Raw genomic sequence first — 16,285 nt, 5'->3', positions numbered from 1 at the left:
TCTGTTTGCGGAGCAATTCAATTTAACAGTGCTTTGCAGGGTGTGAGATCTTACTCTTTTTACCGAATGGAAGATTGAAGGCTTTGTGTTTGGGTAAACATCAGCTTCTTTTTCAGTATTTTTCTATTGTGCTTGGCTAATGAATGATTCACTTCATGATTTACAGTTGTGGAAGGGGACTAAGGATTATTTTTAAGTGATGGTCACTAATGAATGCTCTAATGAAATAGTGAGATGGGGATGCTATTTTAGTGTGATTTTTGACTTGACAGGTAAAATTTAACGACTTATAGAAAGGGCTTTAATAATGCTTGGAGTGCAAAGTAGCGGAGTTTTAAAGTTGCTGTATTTGTTGGGGGGCAGAAAATGGAGTAGTCGATAAAACGTGTTTTATGGCTAGGTGAGTAAAAAATAATGAATTTAAAGGGGTTAACGGTTTCCGAAGCCCGCAGTTTGGGGCTGGCGGCGTTAATTTTCTCTATTTTCCTTATTGGGTATGACTATACGGCCTTTTCTGTTGCTCTACCTGCGATCCAAAAAACCTTTAATATCGATCTTACTACAACAATGTGGCTGGTTAATGCTTATGCCTTGGCTTTTGGTGTTTCTGTAATATCGTGTGGGCGTTTAGCCGATATGCTGGGTAGGCGCCGAACTTTCTTCATAGGCGCCTCACTTTTTTCGATGTTCTCATTGCTGGGGGGCTTTTCCATTAACATCTGGATGTTGATGGGGTGCCGCGTAATGTTAAGTATTGGTGGTGCTTTGATGTGGCCCGCCGTGATTGGAATGACATACCACCTTTTGGATAGTAAACGCGCAGGAGTGGCTGGTGGGTTATTAATGCTTGGCTGTGCTGTCGCTAACGCACTTGGTCCAATTATTGGCGGTATTGTGACTGATTCTTTAGGCTGGCGGTGGATTCTCTTTCTTAATCTCCCGATAACTTTGGTAGCAATGTTGGTTTGTTGGCGACTGATTGGTAGTGACTTGCCTGAGGCTCCCTCTGAGCGTGTGGACTTAATGGGGCTACTCTTCCTCTCATTGGCATTACTTGCGCTATTGGTTGGATTGGACCTGTCGGTAGATATGGGATTTACTGACTATAGAGCCATACTTTTATTTTTGGCGTTTGCGATTTTCTTTACAGTTTTTATCTTTTTGGATTACCACTCCTCAGAAGAGCCGCTAATTCCCATCGATGTGGTGAAGAATAAGAAGTTCTTAGCGGAGGGAGTGGCGACCCTTCTGGTCTCTGTGGCATTTATTGCTGCACTTATGTTTATCCCCCAATTTCTAAGCAAGGTTTGGAGTTTTTCTGCAATCCAATGTGGTATTGCATTGCTCCCCATGATGCTTGCTTTTGGTGTCACTTCTTATCTGGCTGGACATCTCTATGGGCGGTATGGGGCCAAACGCCTTTCCAGTCTAGGGGCCTTATTTATGTGGATCGGTATGTTGGTGCTTTCGAGGCTTAGTGCTCAAATTGATCCAACAGCCTTTGTCCCGGGCCTGATATTGATGGGGGTTGGTATGGGCTTGTTCTATCCAACTGTGACGACGGCAGCGATATTGATCCTTCGTTTCAACCGTGCAAGCCTCGCAGCAGCCATTATTTATATGTTTCAGATTATTGGCGGTGCTATTGGCTTGGGCTTGAATACGACAATCGTTGCACTGGCTCCAGATCTAGCAACAGGTATGAGTAGGGCCTTTTTGATGAATGCACACTTGGCTTTGTTAGGTATGGTGGTGAGTGTGTTTTTTATTAATGGAAGAGGTAAGGCTTGATTTGGATGGGTTTACTGCGTTAAGTGTCCCGTTCTGAACAAAGGCAAAGCTCACTTTAACTCAGTTTTACGCTTTATTTTTATAGTTTTACTTCTTAGATAGCACTAGATTATGACTGCGCAAAGTATTCGGGCAATAAAAAAGCCCCGCCAAATGGCGGGGCTTTTTAGTGAGGTAGGGCGGTTAGTTATACACTAACTTCCTGGATCTCAGTCGCGGCGATGCGCTTGCCTTCTTCGGCAGACTTCTGGAAGTCTTCAATCTGATCGAAGTTCAGGTAGCGGTAGATCTCGCTGGACATGGAATCCAGGTTCTGTGCGTATTCCTGGTACTCAGCCGGAGTCGGCAGTTTACCCAGGATGGCGCCTACAGAAGCCAGCTCAGCGGAGGTCAGGTACACGTTGGCACCATCGCCCAGACGGTTGGGGAAGTTGCGGGTAGAGGTAGATAGTACGGTGCTGTTCGGAGCCACACGCGCCTGGTTACCCATACACAGGGAACATCCGGGCATTTCGGTGCGGGCACCGGCAGAACCGTAGATGTTGTAGTAACCCTCTTCCATCAACTGGTGCTCGTCCATCTTGGTGGGCGGGGAGATCCACATGCGCGTGGAGATGCCACCTTTGTGTTCTTGCAGCAGTTTACCGGCAGCGCGGAAGTGGCCGATGTTGGTCATACAGGAGCCGATAAACACCTCGTCTACCTTATCGCCAGCAACGTCGGACAGCAGGCGAGCGTCGTCTGGATCGTTAGGAGCACAGACGATCGGCTCTTTGATCTCGGCCAGATCGATTTCGATGACTTCCAGGTACTCGGCGTCGGCGTCCGCTTCCATCAGTTTCGGGTTGGCCAGCCACTCTTCCATGGCGCGCGCGCGGCGCTCCAGGGTGCGCTTGGAGCCGTAACCTTCAGCGATCATCCAGCGCAACAGGGTTACGTTGGAGCGCAGGTACTCGGCCATGGTGTCTTCGGACAGCTTGATGGTACAGCCAGCAGCGGAGCGCTCGGCGGAGGCGTCGGACAGCTCGAATGCCTGCTCTACCGTCAGGTCTTCCAGGCCTTCGATCTCGAGGATGCGGCCGGAGAAGATGTTCTTCTTGCCTTTCTTCTCAACGGTCAGCAGGCCCTGCTTGATGGCGTAGAGAGGAATGGCGTGAACCAGGTCGCGCAAGGTGATGCCAGGCTGCATTTTGCCTTTGAAGCGCACCAGTACGGACTCAGGCATATCTAGCGGCATAACGCCGGTAGCGGCGGCGAAAGCTACCAGACCGGAACCTGCCGGGAAGGAGATGCCCATGGGGAAACGGGTGTGGGAGTCACCACCGGTACCTACGGTGTCTGGCAGCAGCATGCGGTTCAGCCAGCTGTGGATGATGCCGTCAGCCGGGCGCAGGGAAACACCGCCGCGATTCATAATGAAGTCCGGCAGGGTGTGCTGGGTGTCGATATCGACGGGCTTGGGGTAGGCCGCAGTGTGACAGAAGGACTGCATTACCAGGTCGGCGGAAAAGCCGAGGCAAGCCAGGTCTTTCAGTTCGTCACGGGTCATGGGGCCAGTGGTGTCCTGGGAACCCACGGTAGTCATTTTTGGTTCGCAGTAGGTGCCTGGGCGGATACCTTCAACGCCACAAGCTTTACCAACCATCTTCTGCGCCAGAGTGTAACCCTTGCCGGTGTCGGCAGGTTGCTCAGGCTTGCGGAACAGCTCGGAAGGCGCCAGGCCCAGGGCTTCACGGGCTTTGCCGGTCAGGCCGCGGCCGATGATCAGGTTGATACGACCACCAGCCTGAACTTCGTCCAGCAGTACGTCGGACTTCAGTTGGAATTCAGACAGGACTTTGCCGTCTTCGGCCAGGATCTTGCCGTCGTAAGGGCGGATCTCGATCACGTCGCCCATACCCAGTTCGTCAACGGGGGCTTCGAATACCAGTGCGCCGGCATCTTCCATGGTGTTGTAGAAGATCGGGGCAACTTTACCGCCGATACAAATACCGCCACCCTTCTTATTGGGCACGCCAGGCATTTCTTCACCGAAGTACCACAACACGGAGTTGGTGGCGGACTTACGGGAAGAACCGGTACCGACTACGTCACCAACGAAAGCAACGGGCAGGCCCTTGGCTTTCACTTCTTCAATTTGCTTCAGCGGGCCGGTAACGCCGGCTTCTTCAGGCTCCAGGCCGTCGCGCTTCATTTTGTACATGGCCAGCGCGTGCAGGGGAATGTCCGGACGAGACCAGGCATCCGGTGCCGGAGATAGGTCGTCGGTGTTGGTTTCGCCAGTGACCTTGAATACGGCAACTTTGATGCTCTCGGGCACTTTGTTGCGCTTGGTGAACCACTCGGCGTCAGCCCAGGATTGCATTACCGCTTTGGCGAATTCGTTGCCGGCTTTGGCTTTCTCTTCCACATCGTGGAAGGCGTCAAACATCAGCAGAGTGCCTTTCAGCTGCTCGGCAGCCAGTTCGGCCAGATCTTTGTCGTCCAGCAGCTCGACCAGGGTGGAGATGTTGTAGCCGCCCAGCATTTGGCCCAGCAGCTCTACAGCGTGTTTGCGGTCGATCAGCGGGGACTCCGCGTCGCCCTTGATAATGGCGGACAGGAAGCCGGCTTTAACGTAAGCGGCTTCGTCAACACCGGGGGGTACACGGTGGGTTAGCAGGTCAACTAATTCCTGCTCTTCGCCTTTTGGCGGATTTTTCAGCAGCTCAACCAGGCCAGCGACTTGCTCTGCGTCGAGTGGCTTCGGTGGGATGCCTTGTTCGGCGCGTTCTGCGACGTGTTTACGATAGGCTTCAAGCACGGATAAGTCCCTCTTGGTGTGTGGGGTGGCACCAACAGCGGGTGGAATTCCCGATCTTTGTACTGTTGTCGGGATTTTTTTTTCGAGGCCGCTGAAGGCGGGGTGGCGAATACTACAGCAAAGCCCTACGGCTGTTAAGTTTATCGAAAAATCAATAATTTAAGTGAATTTCGACTATTCGCAGAGCAAATTTTACTGTGCCCACTGCAGCTGCCTCACCTCTTTTCTTAGTGGCCGAAACAAAATAGTCTACGCGCAATTTTAATCCAGGCCCGCGTTGCCTGATCGGCTAAATCTGGTTAATTGATGTACAAAAAAGTCCGTACACCTTGCATTGGTGTCTGTTCAACGGGAATAGGTGATGATGTCTGTCGTGGGTGCAAGCGATTTGCCCACGAGGTGATCGACTGGAATGCTTATACCGAAGAGCAGCGCCGTATTATTGCCTCCAGGCGGGAGGGCTATTTAACCAATGCTGTACGCAGCCAGCTGGAAATCATTGATGAGTCGTTGCTGCTTTCCCAGTTGCGCCATCAACAAATTCGCTTTGATGAAAGCCAAAGTGCCTACTGCTGGGTTTTTGAGCTGCTGCGCGCCGGTGCCAGCCAGATTGGCGATCTGGGTGCTTACGGCCTGCGCCCGACCGCTCTGGCCAGGGGAGTGAGTCTGGTGGAAATTCGCCGGCGCATCGATGAAGATTTTTATGCCTTGTCTGTGGCTTACTATCAGCGCTTTATCGCCCCTGGCTTGATACAAGACTGACTTACAGCCTCAGCTCATTCTTACGTGCCTGGGCTACTGTATTTCCCGAGGCCGCTTACCCCTTTAGAATTGATGTTCATCTTTCCGGTAATGGAGAACCGGCTATCAGCTCAGCTCACAAAAATCTGCGTAGAGTACTTCTCGTGGTTAATCCAAAAAGCCGGAATGGTGCCGAGGCGGATATCGATAGCGGCCTGGCGCGCTTACGCGCTGACGGAATAGAGGTTGAGGTCTTGCATTCCGAGGGTCCAGAGGAGACCGAGGCTGCGATCCGGCAGAGTCACAAGAACCTCGACCTTGTGATAGTCGGTGGCGGAGATGGCACCATCAGCTCCACCGCTCGGGTATTGAAAGAGTGCCAACTGGCCCTGGCAATTCTACCGCTGGGTACCGCGAATGATTTGGCGCGCTCCCTTGGCATTGTCGAATTGGAGCAGGCTTTTGATGTCATTATCGGCAACCATCGCCAGCTAATCGACCTCGGCGTTGTCAATGGTCACTATTTTTTCAATGTGGCCAATATGGGACTTGGGGTAAAAGTGACTGAAGCACAGGACTCCGAGATTAAAAAGCGCTGGGGTGTTCTGAGTTATTTGAGAGCCTTCTTTATTGCCCTGAGGCGTACACAAAAATTCCGGGTAAATCTGGCACTGGACGAAGAGCGTTGCCAAATGCGGTCAATCCAATTGGCCGTGGGCAATGGTCGTTATTACGGTGGCGGCAACCTGGTTGCAGAGAACGCACGCATCAATGATGCCAAGCTTAACCTCTATAGTTTGCGTCCGCGCGGCCTGTTGGAGTTGCTGGGCATGGCACTTTTGCTCCGCGGTGGCAAGCACCACCTAACCGAGGGGATTTTTAATGCCAGTGCCCAGCGAATAGAGGTAGAAACCAAGCCGCGTCTGCAGATTCATGCGGATGGGGAGCCGGTTGCTGAAACCCCTGCAACCTTTTCGGTGATTCCCAGAGCGCTTGAAGTTCTGGTGCCTCGCAATTCAGAGGAACTCCTCAGTAGAAAAGAGAGAGGGCAATGACACTTATTCGCACTGATATCCAGGCAGCATTGAATGATCTTTTTATGCTTATTAGCCGTAGCGAGGAGGATTACCGTGCAGCGGCCGGGCAACTTGAAGAAAAGTCGGCAGCTAATTTCTTATACACAATTACCAAACGCCGGCAGGTGCTTGCGGACGAGTTAGAGCGGGCGATACGTGCCGAAGATAGTTTGCCCTCTGAGCCGGATAGGGACCTCAAGGCTGGTGAACAGCTGCTACAGAGCTTTGCGCCCCTACTGGCTGAGGACAAAATCAAAGAGATTTTCAAAAAGCGCCAAGACGCCGATCGTGAGCTACTTGCGCGTCTGAACGATGATGAGTTGAGTGCCCTTGATAAATCCCACAAGGCGCTTAAAGAAGCCTGCCGGACTCAACTCGAAGAAACATTGGCGGAGCTGGCTCAAAGGCTCCGGTAGCCCTTTGGGCGTTCCGGTTAACCGGCGCTAGCGTTGCTGTCGCAAGAAGACACGCAGGGCAGGTAGGAATGGCTCTGTGGAAATAGCCAGGTCCCTTCTTTGTCGGCGCCGGCTAACACTGGGTTGATGATCGACCCGAGTAAATTCAGGCAATCGCCCGGCTTCATTCGCAGCCACTAGTATCGGCATGGAGGAGTAACCCACTTGTCGATACTGGTCTTCCCCTCCAGCTTCCTGTGCGAAGAAAATTTCGGCGACCTGTAGATTGGGGCGGCTCTGCACCTGTACCTGGCGCAGGTCCTCCTGCTGGCCTTTGTGCAGGCCGGCAAGCAGTTGCCGTTGGTATTGAATGCCGGGATCTGCACCGGTTGGGTCCATCTGGACCAGCTTTTTTTCACACCACTGCACAGTGACTTTGCGAATGGACTTGCGCGCCTTTATCCAGGAGAGGGTGATGGCATCCGGATGCTGTTCGCAGAGTAAAACCAGGCGGTAGCACTGACGCAGGTGCGCGCGGGGGTAGCCCGCTTGCGCCAGTACCTCGCGCACGTTGCGGTCTCGCTCTGCCATGGGCCGCTCTGCTAAGGCTGATCGGTACTCGGCGATAGCGTTGGCAAAAGCCTCTTTGTCGCTGTTGAGTTGTTTTGCCAGTACCAGAGTCTTGTCTGGAACCGCCAATAGACCCGGGATTTGCAGGGTTGCACGGGCATCGCCTCTGGTTCCGAGAGGTTCGGCATAATCCAGCTGGTTATACAGGGCGCCAGCAAGAGAAAAGGGCCGCTCAAAGCTTTCTTGCAAGGATTGGGCTGCCTCCAAGGCAAAAGGTGGCTGCAGCAGATAGTGTTGCCAGGGCTTACTGGCAGTTTGAAGTTGTTCAAGAGAGTCGCGTAATGCTGCTGCGCTGCTGTGGATCTGCTCCAGTAAGGGGGGGATGCTGAGTGCCAATTGCCGATGGTCTTTCATCGCCGAGTTCCACTATCCAAAAGATCAATATTTTAATGCACTTAATAAACCGTTAACAAATTTCTATTTGGATTGTTTAAAACTGGGGGGTGCCTGGCGTGTGAAGTTGGTTAGAGGTTGACTGAAGGGGGTGCGTCATAGGGAAAAGGATAGATAGCTATTGACAGTAAAAGATGCCCTGGAGAGCAGCGCTTGATTTCTGTTGGGGCCTGCCTTTCTGCTGTTGTGCCGCTATAATCCCGCGCCAAATGATTGATACCAGATGAAATACTGATCCCATGAGTGCCCAAGTTCCCGATTTGTCCGCGATTCACGAATTCCTGCTGTGCGCCACCCCGGATGCCTGGATTGAGGCAGCACTGGCTGAGCCGGAAATGATGCTGGTGGACCACGCCAACTGTGAAAAGAAGGCGGCCGGTACAGCGCTCAACCTGATGTTTCGCTATCTGGGGGATTTTGAGCTGCTGCACAAGATGTCGCGTTTGGCTCGTGAGGAGTTGCGCCACTTCGAGCAAGTACTGGCCATTATGGAAAAGCGCGGCATTGTCTATCCCCACGTGAGCGCCTCCCGCTACGCGGCTGGGTTGCGTGCCGAGGTGCGCAGCGCAGAGCCAGGGCGCCTTGTGGATACTCTGATTTGTGGAGCCATTATTGAGGCACGTTCCTGTGAACGCTTTGCCCGTATAGCGCCACACTTGGATGAAGAGCTGCAAAAATTTTACCTGTCTCTGCTGAAATCTGAAGCTCGCCATTTCCGCGACTATCTACATCTCGCGCAAAAAGCCGCAGATGAAGATATTGAGCAGCGGGTGCAGGCGTTGTTAGCGCTGGAGAAAGAGCTTGTGCTGAGTGGCGATGGTGAGTTTCGTTTCCATAGCGGTGTGCCGGGAAAGTCGCAGGGCTAGGGTCCGTTAAAAATCATTGAACTGTCACTGATGGAGATCACTTTCTTGCCTAACTAGACAGGAGGGCTATGAAGCTGTTCTACATCAGTTGCAGGCAGTACATTGGACACCAGAATGCTGTGTGCCTATTTAGGTGCTGCTTAGGTGCTACCGCGGTTTAGGCGCTACCCTGATGCTAGTCCACTGGGGAGCAACGGCGCTTAAAGTATTCATTTCTGATCAAGACTAGCCAGTAGGCGTATAAAATCCTGCAGCTCTCTGTCGCTCGAATAATCGATAGAAAACTTATTGTGAAAAAAGACGGTGAGCTTCACTTTTGCTGAGTTGATAAATACGGTGTAGCCATCAAAGTCGGTGCTCACTGTCAGCCCTTTGTAGTGCCAGCCGTCCGTTTCCTTGTGTCCCTCCCGGGTGACACGATCAAATACCCGCAAGGCCTGTTTGACATCAATTTTGCTCTCCTCTTCCATACTGGCTTCCCCGTACCACTAAACTTGTTGTTTCTGTTGTCCCTTACTGTATGGAAGATTAGACAGCATGGATAGTAGCGGCTATCAGCAGCCGGTGGTGGATACCCGTTTATTTGATGCCCTGGCTTACCTGGGGCTCTGTCCTTTTGTTGTCGGTCTATTGTTGCAGCTAACTGAAGTCTCCCTCCTGGGTATTGATGCCAGCCTATTCTTTACCGCTTATAGCGCAGTGATTCTCAGCTTTTTGTGTGGTATCTGGTGGGGGGGCGCGCTGAACCGGCCCGGCCATCCTCACCGGTTGGCGTTGATCGTGCTCAGTAATGTGGTTGCGCTTGCCGGGTGGGTGGGATTAATGCTTTATCAAAGTGCTTGGGGGTTGCCCATTCTCGCAATAGGTTTTGCCTTTGTGGCCTGGATGGAGGCCCGCTTAAATCCCAATCTGCCTGGTCGGGAGCAGTATTTTCGTACTCGCAGTATCGTGACCTATCTGGTGATTACTTGCCATATCGGCATGATATTGCTGCGTTAACACTTGGAGTAACCGTTTCTCCGTCGTTCTGAAAGCTAGACTTTCACCAGAAAGCGACACGAGAATGCCAGGTATGAAATCGATTGCCCCTCCAGCATTAGATCAATTATTTTTTGAAGCTAGAACACACAGTTACTGGCAAGATAAACCGGTGCCGCAAGAGTTGCTGAAAAAGTTGCACAATCTTGTCAGGATGGCGCCCACCAGCGCTAATTGTTGCCCGATGCGGGTTGTTTTTATTGTGAGCAAGGAGGGAAAAACCCGGCTTAAACCGGCTTTGAATGCGGGCAATATTGAGAAAACCATGTCGGCACCGGTGACAGCAATCATCGCAATTGATATGCGCTTTTACGAATATCTTCCCAAGTTGTTTCCCCACACACCGGCACGTGAGTGGTTTGCCGATAATCCAGAGTTGGCAGAAACCACGGCATTTCGCAATGGTTCAATACAGGGAGGCTACTTTATTCTGGCGGCAAGGGCTTTGGGCTTGGATTGCGGCCCTATGTCTGGGTTTGATAATGCCCTAGTAGATCATGAATTTTTCAGTGATCAGTCCTCAACCCCAGCCTTTGTACAGGAACACTGTCCTGGCCATATTAAATCCAACTTTCTCTGTAATCTGGGATACGGTGTGGAAGCCAAATTACATCCGCGCAACCCGCGCTTTGAATTCGATGAGATATGCCAAGTTGTCTGAGGGCACTGTGTGAATGCCACCAGGATTTTAAGAAGAAAGTTAAAAGTGAGTTGGATGAATGGCTCATAGGCAATTGCAAAATATATTTCGCCCGAATAATTACTTTTTACCCAGAGATGAAGAGGTTTTGTATGAGTTGTTTGGCAGGGATGTCAGCCGGCCGGTAGTTGAGCGTTTTCTCGCGTTTCAGGATGCTGAATATTTACGCTGTGTCTCATCTAAAAATAAAGGAATTTATCGGGCTGACCAGATGCTTCTGGATTGCTATGCCAGAAAAATTAATAAAGAAGCGGTTTTGGATGAGAAGCTGCTGTTTAGCAGAGAAGAACTTGAGCCAATTATTTCGGCGTATCGAAATGAAGCGCGATACATGAACCTGGGGGAAGAGAGGGCGTCTTTACCCCATGACGTAATTTCTACTGAAGAATTTATTCTGCACTTACAGGCCACCATTGTTAAAGCCTTAGAGAAAAAGAAAGAGGCCGATGACTTTGTCGTGGTAATTCCTACCACCAGCTATAAAGGGGAGCTTATTCCCAAGGCAATCTGCAGCAAGGCAAAACTGGATGATGAAACTTTCAAAAAGCAGTGTCAGTTGGGTTTGGTGAGAAACCAGCACCTGCAATATGTGCTCAGTAAATCTTATCTTTGGACCCTAGCCCATGCCTGGCCCTTTATCACAGGTAGTGAGGTGGGCAGGGGGCGCTTTCGCGGGGTTGTATTCCGGCAGTTTGATCTTGGGTGGGACCTGATCTGCCCTGATCTCGATAGTGATACCAATGTTTTTGTCATTACCGATGCAAGTTGTTCCGGTGGCGAGGCTGAGCAAATTCGCAGTCGCTTGCTGAGGTGTGATAGACGCGAGAAATCTGCGGTTATTATTCCACTATGTAAAAAGAAAGCCTTAGAGCGCTTGAGTAAAACCCCTGACGGTTTTGCCGATATTATCGCAGGGGTTGTGCTGGAGGACTTTAAGCGGCAGTGGAAAGATATGGGGGAGAGAGCGAGCTATAAAATACTGCGGGGAGGGAGTTAAGGCTGAAATTGTGTATTTGGCCATCATCAAATTTTCGTGATGCTGTTTAAAAGGAGGGCTTGGAAACCATCAGGTAAACGATAGCAATCGTTAAGGGAAAGGCCAGAGCACCTAGCAGGCACCAGGTGCGCATGATCCAGCGGATTTGACTGTGGCTATTTTCTTGGTTTGCATGTGCGCGCAATTGATATTGCAGGTAGACAACCGGTAGCCACAATAGGAAAACCGCTAGGGTTAGCCCGGCAGCCAATTGCAGCCAGGTTTGATCTATCCATGCCGGGTTAATCACCAGCATCCCCATGGCACTTCCCAGTAAACCGAGTACTGCGCTGCCGGTAAATATCCAGTCTGCTCGCACCGTTTCCTTACTTACCCACTGAATCACCTGGGAATCACCGGACAGCCAGCCGCGCAACGTATACCAGGCAATCCCGGTACCGGTTCCGAGTACGATAATGGCGCAGAGAATATGTAGTGTCTTGAGTGCGAGGTAGTAATTCATAAAGCGGCAGACCAAAATAAACCGGCAATAAGGTAGAGTTTTAGCGCAGAACTTTCAATCCTATAGGTTTGATTTGGCTATGAGTTTTAAACCAGAAAAAATTATCAGCGGTGGGCAGACCGGTGCGGATACTGGTGGCTTAATCGCCGGGCAACGATTGGGTATTGCCACCGGTGGTACTGCCCCGCAGGGGTATTGGACCGAAGTTGGAGAGCGCGCCGATTTTCTCAAAAGCTTCGGGCTGATTGAACTGGCATCTGGGAATTTAGCAGAGCGCACTCGGGAGAATATCCGTAATTCTGATGCAACTTTGATTTTTACCGACAATCCCGGCAGTGATGGTACCTCTTATACCATTAAGTTTTGCCGGGAGCTGGGTAAACCCTTTTTAGTGATTGATCCCTGGGATGACTGTTGCAAACAAATCCGCGATTTTATCGGTAAAAACAAACCTTATATTTTAAATGTAGCTGGCAATAGGGAATCAAATTCCCAGGGGATTACCTGGCGCACGGCCGAGACCATACAGCGGGTATTTAGTGGTTAATTGGTTGCGACTGTTGGTTCGAGACTTGTGGTTGTGGGGCGCGCAGGCGAAGCTCTAGGTCTGCATGCTGGCCCACGGAAAACCAGAAAAAAACGCACAGCGCAGTGACTGTTGCGCCGAGGGTAAAGTATTGCACCCACTTTGGCTCCGGCCCCCCGGGTAGCCAGTGTTTCTCTTCGACGCTGCGGCGGCGATTTAATATCAGCGCATAGAAAATAACGGTGGCAATAACAAATATCAGCGACCAGCGTGTCTGCTGGCCATCGGAGCCCACCAGTGCTACCAGGCAATAGATAGCGGCAATTAGCAGTATTACAGTAAACAGTGTGTATTGTTGCTGCGGTATTTTGCCGTAAGCGAGTACCCGCAGTGCAATTGCCGAGTAGATATAGGGCAGTAATGTCATGATGACCGCCACCGAGGCGATCTTGCCAAATTGCTGGCTGGCGCTGGGAGAAATGGTGGCGAGTACCAGTAAGGACATCAGAATGGCTACCAAAGTCAGGCCGACAGAGGGCACCCCTTTAGGATTGGTTTTGGCAAAGGCTTTGGAGAAGAGACCGTCATCAGCTGCAGCCTTGGCAGATTGCCCCACCAAAAGAATCCAGCCGCCGAGAGAGCCGATACAGCCTACTGCTGCACAGACTGCAACAATATTCGCGGCGGTATTGCCTAACGCCAAACGTGCGGCGTCGGCAAAAGGTGCCGAAGAGGCGATGAGTTCTTTGTTAGGCAGCATGCCCATAATGACCGAAGAACTCAGGACATAGGCTACCGATGCCAGCAATACCCCGCCAACAGTGGCGATTGGCACATTGAGGCTGGGGTTTCTCACCACTGCGGCGGATACAGATGCGGTTTCCACGCCGATAAATGCCCACAGGGTAAAGGTGAGCGTGGCCATAATTGCACTGGCATTGCTCTTGCCGGAGACATTCCAGCTGGCGTTGAATGTTTGGCTATCAAACCAGAACCAACCGAAGAGTGCTGTACCGAGAATGGGAATAAACACCAAACTGGTGGTGAGCGACTGGATACGACCAACCATGCGCGGCCCGAGGATATTCGCGTAGGTGAGTAGCCAGATCATGGCCACCTGGGCCAGGGCAAAGGTCATAGGGTCCTGGAGCGGGGGGAAGAAATGGGTGATATAGCCCAGCCCAGCGGTGATCAGTGCGACATTGCCGATGACATTGGCCAGCCAATATACGAGGTTGGTCTGGTAGCCGATATAGTCGCCAAACGCCCTGCGTGCGTAGGCATAAGGGCCTCCGGCGGCCGGGTCCAGGGCGGCAAGGCGGGCAAAAACCAGTGCTAGTGATACGGCGCCCACGATGGTGATTAACCAGCCAATCAGAGAGATGCTGCCTATAACTGCCAAATTGGCGGGTAGCATAAATACGCCGGAACCCATCATATTGCCGGCCACCATCAGCGTGGCTGGCACCAGGCCGATTTTATTACTCTCCGCCGTCTGGGGGGTTATGGCGCGGTCCCCCGGTTCAGGGTGTAGACATGGTAGTGCCCCTTGTGTACTTCGACTCCGTGGTTGTCATGGCCGAAGCCGGGAAACTCCCGGTCGAAGGACTCCAGCACGCGTAAGTATTCCAGGGCAGGACTGCCCTCGCTGCCAAAATTTTCCCCTGGCATCAATAGCGGAATACCCGGTGGGTAGGGAATAACCCCGGTTGCTGCGCTGCGCCCAGCCAACTGGCTCAAGGGAAGCAATTCCACTTCGCCGCGCACCAGGGCTTCATAGGCCTGAACGGGGCTGCAGTCGGCCTGTGGCAGAGCAGAAAAACCAGCGGACATTTTTGCTGTACTGCGCAGCTCCTTCATACGGGTAAACATTTTTTGCGCCAGGTCGCGTAGGCCCATATCGGCATAACCAGAGTGTTTGGCCAACAGATTGGGCAGACACTGGCTGAGAGGCTGATTGGTATCGTAGTCCCGTTTGAAGGCGAGTAGTGCGTTGATCAGCGTGCCCCATTTGCCCTTGGTTATGCCGATGGAAAACAGGAACAAGATGGTAAAATCAGTGGTCTTCTCGACAATAATGCCGAGGTTATCCAGGTACTTGCTGATAATGCCGGCTGGAATACCCCATTCCGCCAGCTGACTGTTGCGCTGCATGCCCGGGGTAGTGATGGAGACCTTAATGGGGTCGAGCATGCAATAGCCTTTCTCTAGCGCGCCGAATCCGTGCCAGGAGTCTCCGGGATTCAACAACCAGCAGCTGGCTTCGCTGCACAGTAGCTCTGTAGGTGCGCTGTGAAAGGCGTATTTCTGGCCGCTTGAAGGTTCTGTTACCTGATCCGGCTGCCAGCCATCAAAAAACCACTCCCCCTTTTCCCCATACTCTCGTTTCAGTCGTGCCAACACTTGGCGAAAAGCCACCGCCTCAGCGATAGATTCGCCCGTGAGCGCAGTGCCGCCAGGGCCGTCCATCATCGCCGCACTGACATCATTCGAGGCCATGATGGAGTAGAGGGGTGAAGTGGAGGCGTGCAACATAAAGGCCTCGTTAAAGCGGCCGTGTTCGATGGGGCTGCGCCCATCGCGGATATGAATCATGGAGGCCTGCGATAGGGCCGCCAGCAGTTTGTGTGTGGACTGGGTGGCAAATTTTGTCGGGCCTGTGTGAGGCTCATCGTCCTCGCTGTCGTACATCGCGAAGCGATCCCGGTAGATCGGGTTGAAGCGCGCATAGGCGTACCAGGCCTCATCAAAATGCAGCCGGTCTACGGACTCACCCAGCAATTCCTCCACCCGGCGCACGTTATAGCAGAGGCCGTCATAGGTGGAGTTGGTGATCACCGCATGTACCGCCCGCGGGCTATCGGCGCTGTCCACCAGGGGATTGTTAACAATGGCTTGTGAAATGGCTGCTTTCGTCAACTGATCCGGGGGAATCGGGCCAATCAAACCGTAGTGATTGCGCAACGGTATCAGGTAAGTAGGAACAGCGCCGGACATGGTGATGGCATGTTCTACAGACTTGTGACAATTGCGGTCGCACAGGGCCAGCTGGCCGCGGGTCACAGAGGCCATCACAATCACGCGATTGGAGGTGGAGGAGCCGTTGGTGACATAGTAAGTGCGATCTGCGCCGAATACCTTGGCTGCGTAGCGTTCCCCTGCGGCGATGGGGCCTGTGTGATCGAGCAGGGAGCCCAGCTCTGTCACAGAGATGGACAAATCTGAACGCAGCATATTTTCGCCGAAAAAATCATAGAAGGCGCGCCCTGCCGGGGACTTTAAAAATGCGGTGCCACCAGTGTGGCCGGGCGTGTGCCAGGAATATTCATGCACATGGGAAAAATGGGTTAGGGCGGCAAACATGGGTGGCAGCACCGCCTGGCTGTAGCGCCTTATTGCACCCTGTATACGCCCGCCGATAAAAGTGGGGGTGTCCTCCAGAATCCAAATGAAGTCATTGGCCAGCTCCAGGGCGCGGCGTGGCATATTGCTGACGGTTTCGCGGTCGGCGAGCAGAAATACCGGCAGATGCAGATTGCGTGCTCGCAACTGCTCCAGCACATTCAGCGCGGGGGGATGACCGCTGCCGGGCAGTTCCCAGTTCAGTAGCAGACATTGTATTGCCGGGTTGGCGCGTAACATGGCACTGGCATCGTCACTGGAAACCGTGGTGATCAGGTCGATGCGGCGCTGCGCCAGCTCCTCCTGCAGGCGTGTGGCGGCGCGGCCAGGAGCGCTGTTGCTGGCGATCTCCCCACTGGCGAGCAGGGCCAACATATTGGTGGGCACTTGTTTTCCGAGCTGGTGCATGAACCTCCCGCCTGGGT

The 16,285-nt window shown here is 52.5% G+C and carries 15 protein-coding genes; 9 read left to right on the top strand and 6 right to left on the bottom strand.

All coding sequences use genetic code 11. From position 1 onward, the window contains the following. The first annotated feature begins 414 nt into the window (after window positions 1-414). Complete coding sequence (locus ACJJH9_RS11655) at window positions 415-1,791, top strand: MFS transporter (RefSeq protein WP_444922847.1); 1,377 nt, start codon at window positions 415-417, stop codon at window positions 1,789-1,791. 187 nt (window positions 1,792-1,978) lie between these two features. Here the strand turns inward: ACJJH9_RS11655 and acnB are convergent, their stop codons facing one another. Next, the gene (acnB, locus tag ACJJH9_RS11650) at window positions 1,979-4,594 is read right to left on the bottom strand and encodes a bifunctional aconitate hydratase 2/2-methylisocitrate dehydratase (protein WP_444886539.1); all 2,616 of its coding nucleotides are present in this window, start codon (window positions 4,592-4,594) and stop codon (window positions 1,979-1,981) included. A 306-nt stretch (window positions 4,595-4,900) separates the two neighbouring features. Here acnB and ACJJH9_RS11645 point away from each other — a divergent pair, with 306 nt between their 5' ends. From ACJJH9_RS11645 to ACJJH9_RS11635, 3 genes are all read left to right on the top strand, one after another. Then, window positions 4,901-5,356 (top strand): DUF1289 domain-containing protein, encoded by a 456-nt coding sequence (locus tag ACJJH9_RS11645; RefSeq protein ID WP_444922846.1) that lies wholly within the window; start codon window positions 4,901-4,903, stop codon window positions 5,354-5,356. Between the two features lie 68 nt (window positions 5,357-5,424). Further along, a complete protein-coding gene (locus ACJJH9_RS11640) occupies window positions 5,425-6,390 on the top strand; it encodes a lipid kinase (RefSeq protein ID WP_444925220.1) in 966 nt (321 codons plus the stop codon). Then, the gene (locus tag ACJJH9_RS11635) at window positions 6,387-6,827 is read left to right on the top strand and encodes a hypothetical protein (protein WP_444922845.1); all 441 of its coding nucleotides are present in this window, start codon (window positions 6,387-6,389) and stop codon (window positions 6,825-6,827) included. Before ACJJH9_RS11640 ends, ACJJH9_RS11635 begins: the two co-directional genes overlap by 4 nt. 27 nt (window positions 6,828-6,854) lie before the next feature. On the opposite strand, the gene ACJJH9_RS11630 is transcribed toward ACJJH9_RS11635, so the two are convergent. Then, entirely contained in the window at window positions 6,855-7,790 is a 936-nt protein-coding gene (locus ACJJH9_RS11630; protein ID WP_444922844.1) for a hypothetical protein, read from the bottom strand. A gap of 278 nt (window positions 7,791-8,068) precedes the next feature. On the opposite strand from ACJJH9_RS11630, the gene ACJJH9_RS11625 reads away from it, so the two are divergent. Continuing rightward, window positions 8,069-8,695: a MiaE family protein gene (locus tag ACJJH9_RS11625; protein ID WP_444886535.1), complete on the top strand. Its 627-nt coding sequence runs from the start codon at window positions 8,069-8,071 to the stop codon at window positions 8,693-8,695. A gap of 209 nt (window positions 8,696-8,904) precedes the next feature. On the opposite strand, the gene ACJJH9_RS11620 is transcribed toward ACJJH9_RS11625, so the two are convergent. After that, entirely contained in the window at window positions 8,905-9,165 is a 261-nt protein-coding gene (locus tag ACJJH9_RS11620) for a DUF3081 family protein (RefSeq protein ID WP_252082117.1), read from the bottom strand. Between the two features lie 67 nt (window positions 9,166-9,232). Between ACJJH9_RS11620 and ACJJH9_RS11615 the strand changes: the two genes are divergently transcribed. From ACJJH9_RS11615 to ACJJH9_RS11605, 3 genes are all read left to right on the top strand, one after another. Then, window positions 9,233-9,694 carry a DUF3429 domain-containing protein gene (locus ACJJH9_RS11615; protein WP_444922843.1) on the top strand — a complete coding sequence of 154 codons (462 nt, stop codon included), beginning with the start codon at window positions 9,233-9,235 and terminating at the stop codon, window positions 9,692-9,694. Window positions 9,695-9,767: 73 nt separating this feature from the next. Then, window positions 9,768-10,394, top strand: coding sequence for a malonic semialdehyde reductase (locus ACJJH9_RS11610; protein ID WP_444922842.1), 627 nt, complete (start codon window positions 9,768-9,770; stop codon window positions 10,392-10,394). A 58-nt stretch (window positions 10,395-10,452) separates the two neighbouring features. Continuing rightward, window positions 10,453-11,430, top strand: coding sequence for a hypothetical protein (locus ACJJH9_RS11605; RefSeq protein ID WP_444922841.1), 978 nt, complete (start codon window positions 10,453-10,455; stop codon window positions 11,428-11,430). A gap of 46 nt (window positions 11,431-11,476) precedes the next feature. On the opposite strand, the gene ACJJH9_RS11600 is transcribed toward ACJJH9_RS11605, so the two are convergent. Then, window positions 11,477-11,932, bottom strand: coding sequence for a DUF2269 family protein (locus ACJJH9_RS11600; RefSeq protein WP_444905149.1), 456 nt, complete (start codon window positions 11,930-11,932; stop codon window positions 11,477-11,479). Window positions 11,933-12,011: 79 nt separating this feature from the next. Here ACJJH9_RS11600 and ACJJH9_RS11595 point away from each other — a divergent pair, with 79 nt between their 5' ends. Continuing rightward, window positions 12,012-12,479, top strand: a complete 468-nt coding sequence (locus tag ACJJH9_RS11595; protein ID WP_444884463.1) for a YpsA SLOG family protein — start codon at window positions 12,012-12,014, stop codon at window positions 12,477-12,479. On the opposite strand, the gene adiC is transcribed toward ACJJH9_RS11595, so the two are convergent. Continuing rightward, window positions 12,469-13,965: an arginine/agmatine antiporter gene (adiC, locus tag ACJJH9_RS11590; protein ID WP_444925219.1), complete on the bottom strand. Its 1,497-nt coding sequence runs from the start codon at window positions 13,963-13,965 to the stop codon at window positions 12,469-12,471. The genes ACJJH9_RS11595 and adiC overlap by 11 nt on opposite strands. After that, complete coding sequence (locus ACJJH9_RS11585) at window positions 13,962-16,268, bottom strand: Orn/Lys/Arg family decarboxylase (protein ID WP_444922840.1); 2,307 nt, start codon at window positions 16,266-16,268, stop codon at window positions 13,962-13,964. Before ACJJH9_RS11585 ends, adiC begins: the two co-directional genes overlap by 4 nt. Window positions 16,269-16,285: the final 17 nt, after the last annotated feature.

The organism is Microbulbifer mixtoriginis (SeqCode), assembly GCF_052466715.1.
The sequence above is the reverse complement of the archived record's forward strand: the minus strand, read 5'-3'. Positions and strand labels throughout refer to the sequence as shown.

Coding starts and splice junctions, on each gene's coding strand:
- ACJJH9_RS11655 (WP_444922847.1), top strand. CDS start 415: ATGAATTTAAAGGGGTTAACGGTTTCCGAAGCCCGCAGTTTGGGGCTG.
- ACJJH9_RS11645 (WP_444922846.1), top strand. CDS start 4,901: ATGTACAAAAAAGTCCGTACACCTTGCATTGGTGTCTGTTCAACGGGA.
- ACJJH9_RS11635 (WP_444922845.1), top strand. CDS start 6,387: ATGACACTTATTCGCACTGATATCCAGGCAGCATTGAATGATCTTTTT.
- ACJJH9_RS11630 (WP_444922844.1), bottom strand. CDS start 7,790: ATGAAAGACCATCGGCAATTGGCACTCAGCATCCCCCCCTTACTGGAG.
- ACJJH9_RS11625 (WP_444886535.1), top strand. CDS start 8,069: ATGAGTGCCCAAGTTCCCGATTTGTCCGCGATTCACGAATTCCTGCTG.
- ACJJH9_RS11620 (WP_252082117.1), bottom strand. CDS start 9,165: ATGGAAGAGGAGAGCAAAATTGATGTCAAACAGGCCTTGCGGGTATTT.
- ACJJH9_RS11615 (WP_444922843.1), top strand. CDS start 9,233: ATGGATAGTAGCGGCTATCAGCAGCCGGTGGTGGATACCCGTTTATTT.
- ACJJH9_RS11610 (WP_444922842.1), top strand. CDS start 9,768: ATGAAATCGATTGCCCCTCCAGCATTAGATCAATTATTTTTTGAAGCT.
- ACJJH9_RS11605 (WP_444922841.1), top strand. CDS start 10,453: ATGGCTCATAGGCAATTGCAAAATATATTTCGCCCGAATAATTACTTT.
- ACJJH9_RS11600 (WP_444905149.1), bottom strand. CDS start 11,932: ATGAATTACTACCTCGCACTCAAGACACTACATATTCTCTGCGCCATT.
- ACJJH9_RS11595 (WP_444884463.1), top strand. CDS start 12,012: ATGAGTTTTAAACCAGAAAAAATTATCAGCGGTGGGCAGACCGGTGCG.
- ACJJH9_RS11585 (WP_444922840.1), bottom strand. CDS start 16,268: ATGCACCAGCTCGGAAAACAAGTGCCCACCAATATGTTGGCCCTGCTC.